The sequence below is a fragment of the Rhizobium leguminosarum genome (assembly GCF_019798305.1).
Taxonomy (GTDB): domain Bacteria; phylum Pseudomonadota; class Alphaproteobacteria; order Rhizobiales; family Rhizobiaceae; genus Rhizobium; species Rhizobium leguminosarum_U.
This window is the reverse complement of the sequence record NZ_JAAXDD010000010.1, coordinates 150,978-168,455: the sequence shown is the minus strand read 5'-3', so window position 1 is coordinate 168,455 and position 17,478 is coordinate 150,978. Positions and strand designations below refer to the sequence as shown.

The 17,478-nt window shown below is 55.7% G+C and carries 8 protein-coding genes; 3 read left to right on the top strand and 5 right to left on the bottom strand.

Features of this window, described 5'->3' with window-relative positions; translation table 11 throughout:
* Positions 1–3: 3 nt before the first annotated feature.
* The 5 genes from HFO99_RS19280 to HFO99_RS19260 all read right to left on the bottom strand — a co-directional run bounded on the left by HFO99_RS19280 (position 4) and on the right by HFO99_RS19260 (position 13,906).
* The gene (locus tag HFO99_RS19280) at positions 4–1,056 is read right to left on the bottom strand and encodes a zinc-binding dehydrogenase (RefSeq protein ID WP_222362921.1); all 1,053 of its coding nucleotides are present in this window, start codon (positions 1,054–1,056) and stop codon (positions 4–6) included.
* Positions 1,053–2,123 carry a nucleotidyltransferase family protein gene (locus tag HFO99_RS19275; RefSeq protein ID WP_222362919.1) on the bottom strand — a complete coding sequence of 357 codons (1,071 nt, stop codon included), beginning with the start codon at positions 2,121–2,123 and terminating at the stop codon, positions 1,053–1,055. Before HFO99_RS19275 ends, HFO99_RS19280 begins: the two co-directional genes overlap by 4 nt.
* Positions 2,124–3,707: 1,584 nt before the next feature.
* Positions 3,708–8,810: a RecQ family ATP-dependent DNA helicase gene (locus tag HFO99_RS19270; RefSeq protein ID WP_222363105.1), complete on the bottom strand. Its 5,103-nt coding sequence runs from the start codon at positions 8,808–8,810 to the stop codon at positions 3,708–3,710.
* 969 nt (positions 8,811–9,779) lie between these two features.
* Complete coding sequence (locus HFO99_RS19265; protein WP_222362917.1) at positions 9,780–12,128, bottom strand: DUF262 domain-containing protein; 2,349 nt, start codon at positions 12,126–12,128, stop codon at positions 9,780–9,782.
* Positions 12,128–13,906 (bottom strand): DUF262 domain-containing protein, encoded by a 1,779-nt coding sequence (locus tag HFO99_RS19260; protein ID WP_222362915.1) that lies wholly within the window; start codon positions 13,904–13,906, stop codon positions 12,128–12,130. Before HFO99_RS19260 ends, HFO99_RS19265 begins: the two co-directional genes overlap by 1 nt.
* 372 nt (positions 13,907–14,278) lie before the next feature.
* Between HFO99_RS19260 and HFO99_RS19255 the strand changes: the two genes are divergently transcribed.
* The 3 genes from HFO99_RS19255 to HFO99_RS19245 all read left to right on the top strand — a co-directional run bounded on the left by HFO99_RS19255 (position 14,279) and on the right by HFO99_RS19245 (position 16,722).
* Entirely contained in the window at positions 14,279–14,791 is a 513-nt protein-coding gene (locus HFO99_RS19255) for a hypothetical protein (protein ID WP_222362913.1), read from the top strand.
* A gap of 173 nt (positions 14,792–14,964) precedes the next feature.
* Positions 14,965–16,154 (top strand): IS3 family transposase gene (locus HFO99_RS19250; protein WP_222362911.1). Its coding sequence is split into 2 segments (ribosomal slippage): positions 14,965–15,214 and positions 15,214–16,154, totalling 1,191 coding nucleotides; the frame shifts between segments, so codons are not numbered across the junction.
* Positions 16,075–16,722 carry a hypothetical protein gene (locus HFO99_RS19245; RefSeq protein ID WP_222363115.1) on the top strand — a complete coding sequence of 216 codons (648 nt, stop codon included), beginning with the start codon at positions 16,075–16,077 and terminating at the stop codon, positions 16,720–16,722. The genes HFO99_RS19250 and HFO99_RS19245 overlap by 80 nt, the downstream gene beginning before the upstream one ends.
* Positions 16,723–17,478: the final 756 nt, after the last annotated feature.

Sequence of the window (17,478 nt, the reverse complement as noted above, 5' to 3'; positions counted from 1 at the left end):
ATCTTAATAAACTACGAGTGCGCTTGAATCGGCGCCATCCTTTGAAAGAGTTTCGTATGCGGTTTGCAGTTCTCGGAAGAAGTAGCGACGTTTCATTGATTCATGAACAATAACGTCTCGTTGTCCAATCAACGCGATGGCCACTTGTTCTTGACGCTGACGTGTCCATAATGGTGATCTTCTGTGGGATCTATTGTTCACTGACATTGAGCTTTTCAACGTCAACCTGTTTCTGCCCCACTCTCCCATCAAGTCCACGCCGAGATCATTGGCTGATGGGGACGAGTACGTGCTTATAGTAACGATAGTCCCTTCGCTTCTGACAAGCCGCATTGCCAAATTAAGCCCAGCGCTCGTTCCCGAGCATTCGATGATCTTGTCGGGCAAGATGTCGCCGAGTGTTTCTTTTATAGATGCCGCCGTTGCCTTATTTTCCACGAGTATCGCCGAGACGTCTATGATTGAGGCCAGTTGAAGCGGTCGGGGATCTGTGTCCAAAACATAGACTTTCCTTGCCCCAGATAGAAGTGCAAGCTGTGCCGCAAGAAAACCAACTGCGCCGAACCCAACAACACCGACCACGTCGCCCAGGAGGATCTCAGCATCGTGAATTCCAGCCATTGCTATACGCGTCCGAGCCACGAAAGTGTAATTTTCTAATTCTCCAACGTCATCCGCGGCGGGAATCAATCCATGTTCGTAATCACTAATCTTAAGAACGACATGGGTAGAATGATTTGAAGGTGTCCATATCAACCTGCCCTTCAGTGATGGATCTACTGTGGATCCGCAACGGACGATACGCCCTACATTTTCGTAGCCATTACGAATTGGCCAGCGGTTGGAAGACTTCGAATTCAGATATACGCTAAGACCATCGTGCCACTCGAGCTCACTCGCTAAGCCGAGATAACGGCGAATCTCAGTTCCCTTGCTTATGCCAGAGAACAATGTCTCAACTACTACTTCGGTGGCGTCGATATCGTCTATTCGAAAAGGTCGAAAGGTAACCTCTTTCGCTCGAGGAACAACGGCTTCAAAGCAATCCTCCGTCAATGCCGACTCCCTCGCCGCCTGCTGGGGGTAAATGGGAAGTCAAACGTTGGCGTCGAAGCAAACAGGGGGGTTAGCATCCACCCCCAATCGCGTACGCCATCCGCTGGACGCAGCGCATCGGTTATTTCCGCGTCGAACACTTTCGGCCCGATTTCATTTAAAAAAGTCAGAAAATAATACACTGCGGGCTGAATTCGTAAATCGCGAGCATGACGCGCGACTTCTTCCCACGACACTACTTCACGAGTCAGCAGGGCACGAAGGTAAACAAAATCCCGCAGCGATCTCTTTCCGTGCGCGGCTACCTCGACATAGTATCGAGAAGTGGTGAACCAAATAGCATCATGAAATGCGAGGGTCATTGCGCCATTAAATATGCTAGGTACTGCGCGATCGAACAATTCTTCGCCATTCATATCCATCGAAATGCCATGGTGTATGTCTAATTCGACGACGAAGTAAGCTCGGTCGCCGACAGTCCAAATCGGAAATTCATTATAGGCGGTTGCTTCTCGAAACTCATCCTCCGGAAGCAATATCTCTTCTATCCAAGCGAAAGGTGCGAGTTCATAATGGCTAAGTTCCATCTTCGCAATTTCGGACACATCGCGATCGATGAATTGCTTGAGCTCACCATCGAATATTGCCTGCCGAAAGCCGCGACCTATCAACGCGCGCTTTGTGGCACCCACATCGTTGCGTTTAATCAGAATATCGACATCGTAAAGCATTCCGATCGAATGGCCATCGAAATAGCGCTCGACAAATTCAGCGCCCTTAAACACCAGAAATTGTATGCTTGCGTCATTTAGGGTTTCAATGGCGGAAATGAGGATCTTTCGCTGCAGGCGCCACAATCGATCATAGAGGCGCTGCCGAACGGACGTCGGGTCGGAAGCGAGATAGACTAAACTGTCGACACGCATCTTCCGCAATCTTTCAATGTCGTCTGGATTAAGCGTCTTTGATTGATTGACTAAAGCTGCAGGAATCTCGGAAAAATCTGGACTCCAAGAGATCATATCACATGCAAAACTCGACCACTGCGGAAGCACTGATGTTGCCATTTGCATCTCACATTTCGAGCAAATTGAAAAGAAGCTTCGAGATGGGCGTCCAAAAGCGTTATCGCGTCAGTGTCTACTAACGTGATGGCCAGCTTTCTAAGAATTGTTTTGTGTCAACACCATTCATGCCATAACGGCAACAAATGGCTTTATGCGGCGCTCAGATATATTGTTATCTGAGGTAAACGGTAGCGGAAACTTTCGAATCGTCCTTGCCAATAGATGCGAGTGCTTTCGTTATGATGGAAAGTTCTCCTCGCAGCCTGACGGCAACCGATCCAGCCGACTTTGTGCCTTCAACTAGGCTTTTAACCGTCTCTTCCGATAAGCCCCCAGTCAAAGTAATAGACATACTTCCAACATTGCTATCGCCGGATGCCATATCACTCTCCTCCAAATGGTATATAACTAAAACAACTAGCACAGGTTTTGTCGCTGGGAAAGATATTTCTCTGTTACGAACGCCTTGTGTTTAGATCTCGGCACGCAGGGTAGAGCCTTTAAATTGATCACAATGAGCGACGTCGAGAAAATCAGGATATAGCAAAGCATGTGAACGATTGCGTTGGTTTTCCTAATCCGGATGACCGCCGTTAGGGGCCGTGCCAATGCGAGGGGAGGATGAATCAACCTACCGAAGGCGCCGCCGCGCGGGCGAAAGCAGCCTGGTTGATATCTGCAGGAATTGCGCCGGGCATGTTGGGTGTGAATGCCGCGCAGTTCCGGTGGGGCCTGCGTGCCCACCAGGTCGGTGACGACAGAGCCCATTCGAACGTGAATCCTGTGACGCGCCTTGTTCTGAGTGTGAATGCCTTAAACACCGGGCTGAGATACGCGCGGGCGACTGGGCATCATCGGCACTTCCGCAACTGGCTTGAGAGCGATTTCCGCGCCGAGACACCCGCTCCCGTATTGCCCGACTGGTGGACTGAGCAAGAAGGAACTAGACTCTATTATCCAAGCCAGTCCACCTCGATGCCCGCTACGTGCATTCATCACCATCTGCCAGAGTGAAACCACGACTGGGTAAGGCTCCGTAATGGGTCCCCCTCACCGCCGATAGCGGAAATAATTGCCGCTAGATCCCTTCTGTTGACTGAGGCCCAAAGCCAGGGCACATAGGTGGCATCCACGGTCGCTCGCGGCTGGAAAACAGAGAGAATTTCAAGGTCGTTAGTTAAGCCATTGAAATACGTGAGAATCCAAGGCCCCAGGCAAGCGATTTTGGAACATATTTTCGCTGTTTAGAAGCTGCCATTCCCACTAAATGACGTCTTTACAGCTACTTGGTACAATTTCGAGTCAGAAACGATGTGACGTTCTCCAGATCCCGAGAACGTCCAGAGATCAGTAAAAGACGGCTGGGGATCGTATTCGGCTGCCTCAAAAAGGGGTCGCCCCCAACGACAGTGTTGGGGCCGACATCAGGCTGACGCTCCCGATGTTACAGAGCGGAAGCAGACGTTAAGTCTCTAACCGCAAAGGTCTCAAACGGGCTCAAAGCTGATCTTTTGTCATTGTCCACGCTGTGCGATGACACCACATCGCACAGTCAAAATACCGACGTTCATTACGAGCAAGCTATCAGCCGAACACAAGCTCTGGCACAATTACTTCCCAAACATCTCGGTGAAGGTGCACCCGGAACTCTTCCTGACTGTCGGCCTTGCGCCAGCGCACGATGGCGCCGACCTCGCCGCGGAGGAAGTTGAGTCCTTCGGGAGGTGACCAGCTTTTGGCCATGCGTCCGAGAGTTTGCCCCCGAGCATCCTGCATTATCCAAGTGAGGCCATCGCGCACGATCTGAAGTGGAGCTCCTGCCTTTGCCGCCGAGATTGCGACAAGCGAGGGATGGCGCGGCCCGAGACGCCCGGCCCACGACAGGTCCACGGTCTTGAGGTTCGGCACTTGGTATAGCACAGCCGGAGAATCGGCGGCATCAGAGATGTCTGGCGCGGCGCGGCGCAGCGCATACTCTTCGCCGTCCGGGACGAACAAATGTTGTCCTTCGGCAATGATGGCAAGGCTACGTCGCGCTCTGGTCATGGCGACATAAAAGAGGCGGCGCGGCGCATCAGGATCCTCGCCCTTAGAGGGCCGGTCCCAACCGCCATTCAAAATGACGACATCGTCGAACTCCAAGCCTTTCGATCGATGCGCCGTCAGCAGCAGCAGTGCGCGCTGATCGCTGCGCGCATCATGGGCCCACTCAGCGAACCACTCGACGAGGTCAGGCACGGGCATGGTTTTGTTCGCAAGCTCTTTCGCCAGCGCGGCGACGCCTTCGGCGATCAGGTCCGTCCAGCGGTTGGACGGTATCGCGTTCAGCATGCCCACCAGATCACGGACGCCCAACAAACGTGTAGTATCGCGGCGCAGAACGTCGATGAACTGCTGCATTTCGCGCAGACGCCAGATGCTGGGCAGGCTCTCATTTGCCATCTCCACCGGAATGCCGAGCGTTTCGGCATAAGCGCGCACCGGAGCCAACCGCCGCCAGTCACGAGCTATGACCGCCGCACGCGACCAACTCCACTCCGGATCAAGGCGCGATAGGCGGACGAGTTCATCAACTGCGGTCATCGCCTGCGCCACATCGCCGGATGGGCAGTCCAGCACTTGCACCCGCCCACGGGCCACAGGATCGAGCGCCGCCATCTCTCCGCCTGGCGGCACCGTGCTGCGTTTGCGATCGATGGCAATGTCGTGGCCGGCTTTCATGCGGGCCGCGGCTGGCGCAACGACTGCGTTAGCGGCTGCAATGATATGCTCAGTCGAGCGGTAGTTCTCGACCAGGAACATCGGTCGTGCATTATAGTCGGCCTCGAACTGGCGGATGAAGCGGATGGATGCCCCAGCGAAGGCGTAGATGTTCTGATCGTCGTCGCCCACTGCAAACAAGCTGAGCCGAAGCTCCTTATCGTCCAGTGAGCGGCCTGCAACGGCGGAAATCAATGCATATTCCTCAGGGCCAATATCCTGATACTCGTCTACCAGAATCCAACGATAGCCCTGAATCAGCGTATCACGTTGTGCCTCTGCCTCTGGTTTGCTCAGTCCTTCGCCGTTCAACTGGCGTACGGCTTCCATAACGATCCCGTCGAAGTCGTGGGAGGTCTCGCTCGACGTTAAGGCAAAGCTCGCGCCCACCAGTCGCATTGCGAGGGCGTGGCAAGTGGATATGGTCACTGCAGCCGCGTCATCGCCGATCAGATGTCGCAGCCGGATGCGTATCTCGGCGGCGGCATGCCGGTTGTAGGTCAGCACCAGGATGCCGCGGGGGTCTTCGCGGCGGACACGGATCAGGTAAGCGATGCGGTGCACCAGAACACGCGTCTTGCCCGAACCCGGTCCCGCCAGCACAAGGACGTTTGTCTGTTCGCGGTCGTCAGCGACGATCTCTTGCTGAACTGGATTCTTCAGCGCCTCAACGATCGCTTTCCAGGAGCTGCCAGTGGTTTGACGCCGGATCTCACCGCCCTTGCCGGGCATCCAGCGACGCAGAAAGGCATCGCGTTCCAGCACGAAGTAATCCTCGGACAGCCGATGCGCCTGATCCATCGCAGCAAGGCCCCTTTCGGCATAGGTCGCCATCACATGGGTCTGGATCGTCTGCTCAACGTAGTGTTCCTCTAGGGGTGTAAAATCCTTCACGGTGAACTGGCCGCCCGAGGTGTTCAAATGGACCGTCATTGCCTGCCGGAAAATCGTTAGCCCTTTGCCCAGCGTTACCACCTCCTGCTCGTGCAGCCACAGAAGTGCGCGCTCCATCAGTTTTGTCATGTCCTGAATGCCGCTGCCGCGTAGCAGCGCGTCTCCTGTCAGGGTGGCGAGCAGATCACCCATCGTGGTTTCGACCTGGATATCCTTGCCGCGGCTGCCCTTTGGCAACCTTCCCAGAAGGTGCGCTAGCAACAGTTCGCCACCCTGCCGCCGCAGGTTTGCCGTCTGTTCCAATGCCTGCCAGGACCGTTGCAGCGTGACCATCAACGTGTTTCGCGAAGCCTTGCGCAGCCGCAAATTGCCCTTACCACCATCCTGATCGCGCCCGTCGCGGCCCATGCTGCGCAGCAGCTTTTCCACGATGTCGGGCCGCACAGCGCTGTGCCCCTGATTTCGGAGCGCCTGACAGGTTTCGGCCAGATGCAGGGGAATGCCTTCGGCACCTTCGGCATCGGGGGCTGCCTCACGCATCAGGGCAATCAGCGCCGTTTCAAGCCGCGCGGCCTGCGCCAGACGCTGCTGGGAATGACCGTCGACTGCAACATGGACAAAGATCGTGACGACGACGTCGTTGCGGGCGATCCCGAGCGCCTCGAGATCGGCCAACGCCTTGTTCAGCATGCCCCCTGTTAATCCGCTGATCCCGGCCAGCTCGTCGGTGGAAATGCCCTGATTGGGCGGTGCGTTCATCAAGTGGCGCGTAATATCCAGAAGCTGCTTGAGACGGGTGCCGGTGATCGCGGCCTTGGCCAGGATGGCCTCGACTTCCTCCAGGTTGCGGATCCTGAGGGATGAGGGAAAGACCTGAACCTTGTTCTCCTCTCGCCTCAGCAGCGTGGCTTCCTCCAGCCAGGACACCGCGGTCTTCACCCTGGTGTCGTCGGTGTTGATGTCGCGCTCAAACTCCTGATCGCGTTCAGCTCGGACAACTTCGCCTGAGGTGGCCACCACGGTGCCGGTCTTCTTCGTCCGCTCGTCAAGTCGCCGCAGGGCCTTCAGGATCGCGCCGATTTCGTGCCGGGCCAGACGCGAGCGAGCCGAAAGCGAGAACTGGCGCTCGACGTCCTCTTCGGCAAAGAGCAGCACGCAATTGGCATGAGCGCGGTCGCGGCCGGCCCGCCCGGCTTCCTGCAAGTAGTTTTCCAGTGATCCGGGAATGTCGCCATGGACCACCAGTCGGATGTCGGGTTTGTCGATCCCCATGCCGAAGGCGTTGGTCGCAGCGATAATTCGCAGTTCGCCGATGCGAAATCGTTCCTGAATGTCACGCTTCTCCTCGGACGTCAGCCCGGCGTGGAACCGTTCCGCAGACAGACCCTGCTGCTTGAGGAACCCCGCAACGCGCTGCGTCTCGCTACGCGTGGCGGAATAGACCACTGCACCCGAAGCGCCCTCCTGTGGTAGCTTGGTCTCAATCACATCGAGGATGTCGGCCAGCTTGGTGCCCCGCTGCGTCGGCCGGACCTCGAAACTGAGATTGGTGCGCACTGCGCCACCGTCCAGCAGCAAAAGTTCGCATCCAAGCCGTGACTTGAAATGCTCTCGGATGTCACGCACCACTTCGGGTTTGGCGGTGGCGGTCAAGCAGAGCACTTGCGCGGGCGCTTCATCCCCCGAGGATTCCTTGATGAAGCGGCTGACATAGCGGTAGTCCGGCCGGAAATCGTGGCCCCATTTCGACACGCAATGCGCCTCGTCCAGCACCCACAGCCCAATCGCGCGCTGCGCGAGAACCGATCGGACCGAGTTGCTGCGCAGTTGCTCGGGCGAGATCAGCAGCATTGCCGCCTCTCCCATGCGCACCCGGTCCAGCGCATCCTGCCGCTCAGGCATCGAAAGCATTCCGTTGATAGTTACGGCAGAGGAGATTCCTGCCCGCGCCATGCCCTGCACCTGATCGGCCATCAACGCGACCAGCGGCGAGATCACCACCGTCAGCGCTCCGGTCTTGTCGAACTTCGACAGGGCGGGGATCTGATAGCAGACCGATTTGCCGGTGCCGGTCGGCAGAATACCGAGGACGCTCGACCCGCGCATCGTCTCATCGACGATCCGCTCCTGCAGGGGGCGGCCCATATCATCCACCGGATCAGCGCGGAAGGCATCGAACCCGAACCAGCGCGACAACGCGCGGACCGGGTCGTTCTTCTCGCTACACCAGGTGCAATCCGGGCTTTTGCAATTGGCGTCGCGTAGGTGCCCCACGATCAGTGCAGCCTCGCGGAACTGCGCCCGTACCCAAGGTGGCATGACGGAATCCCCGCCCGCGACCAAGATCCAGGACAAAGCATAGGCCATCGGCCAACCAAGCTGCGGGTTCGATAGGCGGTTCAGCGTCTGCTCGACCCGCCTCTCGCAGGCGCGCCCCACCAGAAGCCGTGAGATCGCTTCTCTTGCCACAAGAGGGTCGGGCGCGGGAGCACCGCGAACCTCCCGAAACACCGCGTCGAACCCGCCTGGGTTCTCCATTCTCGTAGCAAGGAAATGAAAGGCTGCCACGGCATCGGGTTGGTCGGCGTTCTGCTGGGTCAGAGCCGCGAGTTGATTGCGCAGTACCTGAAACACCAGTCGCGCATCCAGTTCAGGGTCATTGATATGGCCCGCTTGCAGGCGCCCGTCATGGTAGTGCTTGACCAGGTGGTGGTAGGGATTACGCGGAAATGCGAGCGGATTGAGCCATAGAGTGTCTATCGGTGATCTAAGAATATTCGCCAGCCTGGGCCGCACCGCGAAAAGATGAGGCAAGTCATGCCGAAGTATGTTGTGGCCGAGCAGATGCACGCCGCCAGTTGCTTCTGCTTCCAGGCGATCTAGGGCTGCCAGGAGATCGCGCTTTTTTGCCAGTATTGCGGGCCGAGCATCATCACGCACCGCCGCAAAAGCGAAGATGCTGGCGGTTGCAGGATCAACTTCTAGGTCGATCGAAACGCAACGCTGTAGGAAGAGTTCTAAAGGTTCAGTCATACGCAACAATTTTATTCACGTGATGAAACGATTTTCGATCATGGTCGTGCGTTTGGCGAAAGGTCAACGTTCAACTTGTGCTACACAAGAACTTTGCCGGATGGCCACCTATCTAGCTCAGTTTTATAACGCGATCCTATACCGTGGCCACTGTCGCGACCGCCCCTGATATACATCACAGAGGGCATGTGCGCCGGAGTTCTTGGCGCGGTGGTTACCAGTCGCAAAGCAATATCCACCCAACCAGCATCTCTCCCCCATAGTACACAGTACTTCGATGCCAAGAGATAACGCGACGGGCTGAGGACTCTGAAGGCGGGCTTGCAACCGGAGGGTTGAGTGGACATCCGCTTTCGATCCGGCAGGCACCATGTGCTCAAGATCTGCGTTGAGGGCGCGAAGCTGCCGGGCGCTATGGCCGCCTGACCGCAAACTTGAGGTCCGCACGCGGAAATTATTACCGCTCCACCGTCCTGTTGACTGATGCCCAAAGCCAGGGCACAAAGGTGACATCCACGGTCGCTCGCGATGGGAAAAGAGAGGGGATTTCAAGGCCTTTCTGCTAAGCCATTGAAATCATGTGAGAATCCAAGGTCCCCAGGCAGACCATTTTTTGGATCTATTCACTCTCTTTCAGTGAATGCCATTCCCCACCAGAAATTGTCGTCTTTTCAGCTACTTGGCGCGCCTTCGAGTCAAATGGCATGTGACGTTCTCCGGATGCCGCGGATGTCTGGAACTCTGTAGAAAGACGGCTGGAGACCCTATTTTCGGGCTTATCCCCTTTCCGTAGTTCACCACCGAAATCGTGGCGCCTTTTCAGCTACTTGGCGTGACCCCGCATCAATCATCCAACGGGTTTCGTTGCCTCAAAAAACTGTGACCAAGGCAGGTGTCGGCCTCCGGATGCTCCAGTGCTCCGATGCTTCCCCGAGCGGAAGGGGCGGAACAGAATTTTAGCTTCAAAACTCACCGAGCTATAACCGGAACAAGGGCGGCGTCGAGGGTGAGAATTGCCGATTGCAGTTCATCCAATTCCAGTTCCCTATTAAGGACGCCACCGTCAATTGCGAAGTTTAGTTTCCTCAGAAGGGCGGCCACCGGCGCAGTGACCGATGTCGGCTGGTCCAACCATAAGTCAAAGTAATCTTCACTTTGACGCGACATGAGCAAGAACTCGTACTCCTTGCCATCAAATACGCAATGAAGTTCGAGCCATGGCTCTTCGGCTGAGAAGGTTTCATGATACTCCATCGTTAGTGACTTGAGTCCGCTGCCTTCCTTCAAAGCGACGTAGGCGGCATAAGTATACAGTTCCACGTGTGCGCCGTTCATCTGTGATCTCTTAAGCGGGTAGGTCCCAGCTTCATCAAATCGAATCAAGCTTTCGCGACAATATTGGAAGATGGCTGGTGTGTTTATCACCACCCGGCGCCAAGCCTCATCATCCCATTCGGTTTCGATGATTTGCTTCAGCGTTTCTTGGGGATCAGAAGGGTTGGGCAGCTTGTCCCATAGACCTTTGACGACTTCGCCCTGAGGTTCGCCTATTGCAGCCACTCGCAACAGGCGTTTCCAACTGCCTTGCCCTTCCTTGAAGCTTGGCAAGGCCCAATTCCGACCGGCCTCCAACAGAACATCGCCAACCGAAAGCAGCGCCAATTCCCAAGCTCGGCCCTCGTCGCCACCATTTGTTAGGTCCCTGAGCATTTGCCTAGCGCAAGCAAAATAATGTTCAAACGCCTTGATCGCGTCACTTGCCTTGGCGCTGTCTGGCGACACTGGTTCACGATTGGCTTCACCAAGGTCGAATCCCGCAAACTTTAGCAAGAAACCGATTTGCCCCTTGAGATAGTCATGCCCCTCAGCGGCGGATATCCGCTCAAGCCAGCCGTCGCCCAACGCAAAAAGCCTAGCCTTGAGGCGCTCTTCGAGCACCTGGGGCTGTGAGAAGCCGCGAATTTCTGCACTCGGCTCGGTCAAATAGGCGTTTATGTCGCTCATGCGGGACTCGACCGATGCCAACCCCGAGAAACTTCGGCGCAGGTCGTCGTTACGATTGTAGTCAGTGTTCACGCCGAGGTTGAACACCACGCGCATCCATTCACCAAAGGCACTTTTTTGGACATTTCCCGCAGCCGCTGTCACGAATTGCACGTAGCCGGCGAAGAGGGCCAGATCCTGAAAGGTCAGCCGAGAAGGATCGGTGATGATTTTACCGAAAGTTGCGCGCACGTCGAATGGGCTGTCGTCGGGCAAATGGGTGGGCAATTCCTGGTCCGGCCCGCTCCAGCATTCAAGCAGTGATACTAAGGCCGTGACAAGGCTCCGGTCGAGCCAGCCTTTCTCGTGGAACGCCATGAATGTATTAGGCAAGTCTCCCCGCAGTTCGGCAAGCTCGGTATCGGTTATGGTGCCGCGCTCCGGATCGCGCGTAACGATGATGAGCACACGCAGCAGGTTCATGATCGCTGCGTCGAAGGTTGCGGTGTGCTTGTCTCGGTAGGGCCAGAAGAAGTCGGACCATTCTCGATCCATGCGTTTGGCAAAGAATTTGTTGACCGGCTCACCACCGGACTGGGGCAGTTCCAGGTCTGCAAAGTTGGCCTTCAGATGCTGCTCGAAACGGGCCTTAAAGTTCTCGAATTGCGTCAGCGGTTTCCCGCGCGCATTCATCTTAATGTAGAGTTCGTCCGTGAGCGCGAAATCTTTCAGATCCAGCAGTTGGAAGGCGACAGCCGGGTTTTCTGGGTCAATAAGACGTTCATAGAGGTTGGACGACTGCCCCAATTCGACGTGCATCGCCCCCAGCATGTCCAGCGCCGAGCGAACCGTCTGGTCGTACTGCCACGCGCGAAAATACCACTGCTGATCTCTGACCAATGCAACCACATCGATCTCAGGTTGGAAAGGGCCGGGATCAAAGCATGCCAATTCGTCGACGAAATCCTTACTGCTGGGCCGCACCTGATAGCCGAATCGCGATCGGCCATCGGTCATGAAACGGGCCCGGAAATCGTCCAGCTTTCCATCGACCCAGGCCAGGTACCAATGCAGCAGGAACAGCGTGGTGAGCCTTTGCTGGCCGTCGAGCGGCTGGAAGGCGCCTGAGGCATCGTTACCATACACGAAGTCGAGGTCGAGAGGCAGACGAGCATCGTCCAGTGGCCATGACAGGGCATCATTGAGCGCGCGGAGGAAGTCGTTTCGCACGTCTTTTTGCTCTGTGCGGCCCTGGGCATAGTCGCGCTGGATGATCGGAATCTGTACCTGTCTGCGTTTCGCAATCAACTGGGCAAAGGTCGTTCTGGATTCCATCACTCAGCCTCCGCCGGGACCAGGAAGCTGGTCAGTGTTTTACAGATTGCGTTGAAATAATCGTCGGCGTCCTCTTCGCGCCAGAAGGTCACGTTGGCAACGGTGTCGCTGTAGCATTTGAGGAACACATTGCGCGTGCAAAGCGGGACGAAGGTTCCGGCCTGGTCATTCTCGAGCAGGATCTTGCGTTTGACGGCAAAGACGGCATTCTTGTAGCCGCGATTGGTACGGCTATCGAGTAAGGTCAGATTTGACAACGCATTACCCCCACCTTCTCCGGCTTCCCCGAAATAGGCGAGGAGCTTGCTATCGATCTTTTCGAATGTGCCATCATTGGGCTTGATGGTCTTGCTCTTAATATACTTGTCGATCTGTTTGATAAGTTGGTTAGCTTTGTCATCGTCGGTTACAGTGGCCAGAAAGGCACGACACTCTTTCAGCCAGCTCACGCGATCGCCCGGACTATTCGGTCGTTCGTCACTGACGGAGCGGATATGTTCCATGTCCCAGCTATGCTTCTTGAAGCTGTCGAATTGGAAGCGGATGTTGGACTTCTCGTTATCCAGTAGCGTGGCAATGTTGAAAAACAGCAGGAGCTTCCGAACTTTTACGGCGTGGCGGTACTGCACCGCGGCGCATTGATCGCGCACCACGTCCGTGATGCTATCACCGTCCGCCGGCTTGGCGATGCCAAAAAGCGAAATGAAAATGCGTTGGCGGAGACTGGCCTGGAATGCATGCTTGGACATGCTGCGGCTCTCCTGCAGCAAACTGCCGATCTCCCGTTCGCTACGATCGCTGTGATGCAGCAGGAAGCCGATGACATGAAATAGATGGCGGTCCTCGAACCATTCCTCGAGCGCGAGGAAGGTGTTGTTAACATCCTTCCAGACGGCGTCGGCTCCTCGCTCGGCCAGGGCAGCCGAGAAATAGGAAAAGGCGGCATGGTCGTCGTTTTCCTTGTCCTTCCAAGTCTGGGCAACCAGATCGAAAAGCAGCCCGATGCGGTTAGTCTGGGTGCTCGAATTTTGCAGGAAGTACCAGAAGGCGTCTTCCTGCAGGCGGTGTTCGATCCGGTCCCACTGATAAGCAACGTGCAACTGAGAGGCAGTTCCTTCCTTACCCGCCTTACGTAGGAAGAGTGCGCGGATCAGTTCGGATTCGGTGAGGGGAATTTTGCCGACATTGAGACGGGTGAAGGCGGCAACGGCATCGTCCTGTGACGTCAGCTCGTACCAGATGACTTTGACATTGTGGCCGATCTCTTCGTCGGCCAGCAGATGCTGCAGCAGCTTGAGGGCGTGAGGTGCGCCATGCCGGTTGACCCATTCGTCCACCGCGCGCCAAGCCTCAGCCATATGGTGGAAGTCGACATTTTCATCGCTCCGCTCGAGGTCTATGTTGCGCAGGAAAGCCTCATCCCGCGTTTCGTAGCTGATTACGAAGCTGGCCTTCTCCAGCAACGCCATCATCGTGCTGAGTCGCGACATGATGATGTGAATGGTGGTAAGACGTTGCTGGCCATCGACGACTTCATAGCTGCCGTCCGGCAGCTTTTTTACCACCAGCGGCTGCAGGCAATAGAACGAAGATCTGGGCCGTCCGTCGCTGGCCTGGATAAATTCCCAGATATCGTTGAGCAGTTGCCGCACCTGAATCCGGTTCCAACGATAGCCACGCTGGTAGGATGGGATAAAGTACCTTGCCTGCTCGTCATTTTCGTCTTTGAGCAATTGCACGATTGGCCGCAATTCAATGGTTGCGCTTTGATGAGGCATGAACGACTCCGATAGTTATCTTCGTTTACGTGTATTTCAGGCCGTTCAGCAACTGACTTTTTGAGCATTAAGCGCGGTGTCCTCCTCTGAAAGGAAGCCATTCCCGCCAACTACAAGCTCGCTGTGATCTTCTCCTGCGGGTAGGCCAGAGGTGGTCCAGATCGCAATGGGGGCCAAAGCTGCCGCGCGCTTTGTGGCTGCCTTACCGCACACTTGAGGTCCGATAGCGGAAATTATTGCCGATCGACCGTCCAGTTGACTGATGCCCAACGCCAGGGCGCTAAGGTGGCATCCATGGTCGCTCGCGATGGGAAATAAAGGGAATCTCAAGGATTTTCCGTCAGGCAAGTCTCATAAGACAGCGGGAAGTCGATGACAGATGATGAAGCCAGCCCGATCTTCGAGGAGCTGCTAAAACTCTTGAGCGAAAGACGTGATGCCGATCAACCGATAGAGCGAGACGACTATCTGCGTGCGATTGAGACCGAAATAGCGCTGGGCAAGCCCGTTACCGTGAATATCAAGGTCCCTGATGACCGAAAAGCCACAGACCCCGTTGCTGGAGCTAGGACCTCTAGTTCCTCCGGCAAAGCCGAGTTTGTTGGTAGCGAAGAATACAGCGGGCGGGAGAAATTGAGAATTCTCCTCGACGTGCTTAGCCTCGCAACGCTTGCTCCATCCAGCATGGCAATTCGACTTACGAGTGCCGTAGTCAGCCTCTCAAAAAAAGACACTTGGCAGTCGTTCGAGTTTGGAAATGACCAGAGTTCGAGCCCAGTACGCTCTATCAATTCCAGGTATATGGCTGACGCCCTTCGGCCCACCGTCGAGCTAGAGAAGCTGTTAGAAGAGCTCCGCGCTGAGCTCGCTAAGACGGAAATTTAGGATTATCGGATTTCGCCATGCCTCTGCGTCCAAGTTTGATGACCGAGATAGCAACCGCGTTAGCAGGTCTCCCAAGCGCGAACCTTTCCACCGCGTCGGCTGGATACGACTGACCTTGCCCCGTTGAAATAATCCATTTTGAAGTAAGCTCTGGCCATTGAGAGGACCAGAGGATGAAGCGCAACCGTTTCACAGACGAACAGATCATCGGCATATTGAAGGAGCACGAGGCAGGCACGCCGGTCTCGGAGCTTTGCCGCAAGCATGGCGTCAGCGATGCTAGCATCTATAAATGGAAGGCCAAGTTCGGCGGCATGGAGGTGTCCGAGGCCAAGCGGCTGAAGACGCTTGAGGACGAGAACACGAAGCTGAAGCGGCTTCTGGCGGATGCGATGCTCGACAATGCTGCCTTGAAAGACCTTTTGGGAAAGAAGTGGTGACGCCCGCGGCCAAGCGGAAAGCTGTCGCGCATCTGATGAGCCATCATGAGATGAGCGAACGGCGGGCGTGTAAAGCCATTGGTTTTTGCCGAATGACGGTCCGTTACGAGACCAGGCGCGACGATGATCATGAGCTTCGCGAGCGAATGAAGGCGTTGGCGCATGAACGCCGCCGCTTCGGATATCGACGCATTCATGTGCTGCTCCGGCGGGAGGGTCACCTCGTGAACCACAAGAGGCTCTTCCGGCTCTATCGGGAGGAGAAACTGACGGTGCGCAAGCGCGGCGGTCGCAAGCGAGCGATAGGCACGCGAGCGCCGATGCTGGTGCCGATCGTGGCCAATGATCGTTGGTCGCTAGACTTCGTGTCGGATCAGTTCACCGATGGGCGCAGGTTGCGGATTCTGACCGTTGTCGATGATTGCACGAGGGAGTGCCTGGCGCTCGTCGCCGATACATCGCTTTCCGGTCTTCGCGTCGCACGGGAGCTTGACCGGATTATCGAGGAGCGCGGCAAGCCGAGGATGATCGTCAGCGACAACGGCAGCGAGTTCACCAGCAACGCGATCCTGCAATGGGCGGACCGGACCAAGGTTGACTGGCATTACATTGCGCCTGGCAAGCCTATCCAGAACGCTTATATCGAAAGCTTCAACGGGCGGCTGCGAGACGAGTTCTTGAATGAAACTCTGTTCTCGTCGCTTGCTCACGCCCTGTCTGCGCTTTCAAACTGGCGCAGCGATTACAACGATCAACGCCCGCATTCAGGCCTTGGCTGGCTGACACCGGCCGAATTCGCTCAGACACTCAACCCGCGACGTGATGCGGTGCTGCGCAGCCAAAATGGCTCCGCACCGCAACCCGCCGCTACCGAACCAAAAACAGCAACCCAAATCCGCTGGAGCGAACTCAAAACTGGATAAAACTTGGGGGCAAGGTCACGACTTATACGAGGCGTATGTTTGGGCGTTGGTGCTGCTGGCAGCAAAGAACGAGGGAGCGGTTATCACCTTTAAAGCACGTGACGGGACCGTCCCTACGAGCTTTTGGTTCCGGACATCGCCGTCTCACATCGCCTCGCTAGCACATAACTACTGTCACGCAGAAATCGAGTTTCCCGGTAAGCCACCACTTGAAGCACATATTGGCATTTTCGTCGCAGGAAAGTCACAAGTCGCCCACGAATGCGACGTTGCAGTTCTTTATAAATCCGAAGCCGATACCTGCCGAGATAGAAACGTACAGCCCAGAAGTGGGAAGATCGTTATGGCAGTAGAATGCAAGTTCTATATGGGCTCCACCATCGGCATTAATTTGGGACGATCGTTCCTCGGCCTGCTACACGATGTCTACAAAGGCGACCGCTTCTTCATAGGCAGCAGCGATTCTCCCAACGTTCGAAAACTTTTCGCCAAGCATAAGAAAAGTTACGAATTAGGCCTGACGCCGTTGGATCTTCGGTTAGGAAAATCGTCTGATTGGTGCGTTTGAGACGACTTTCAAGAATTTCCGGTCTTCCACCTGATCCCGCTAGCCTACGATGGCCTTTGTGAAGCTAGTTGGTGAGATGTGGTCTATTCAAAGCATGTATGTAGCCGCACAATACGTAGGCAGCGGTGTCTCTCAATGATCGCTCTGGCGCGAAGCGACCATGCGTGCGGCGATCGTCCGACGGCAGCCTCGCCTCCAGCAGCGGTAATTATTGCCGCTAGCCTCTTGCTGTTGACTGAGGCCCAAGGCCAGGGCACAAAGGTGGCATCCATGGTCGCTCACGGCGGGAAAATATAGGGAATTCAAAGGCGATTTCGCTAAGCCATTGAAATGATGTGAGAATCCAGGTTCCCCAGCCAATATTTCACTAAGCGATTGATTTTACGGCAAAACGGGTTTGCTTTTATCTGCCTCCCCGTCCCCTCCTCCGAGGCCTGCTTCCTTGTCGCTGCCCTGATTATTTAAATCGACGGGCGCAAGATGGCAGCGAATCGACATCCTGTCTCGGGCGAGCATTTACGCATTACATGCGCCTATTTCGATTTTTGTTGATTTCGGCGTCGGCCTGCCGTCTTGTCGCTTCTGGAACGGCCCGTAGACAAAATTGGTCAGCGACCGGGAAAACAAATGCAGACTAATGAGGGCTCCGGAATGCTGATTTACAACAGCACTGAAAATAAAGATTGAAATCGGCCGCGCCCGCAAATCTTTTATCAGGCCACACTGTTCTCCTCCAAGATCTCTGTGGTAGGCAGC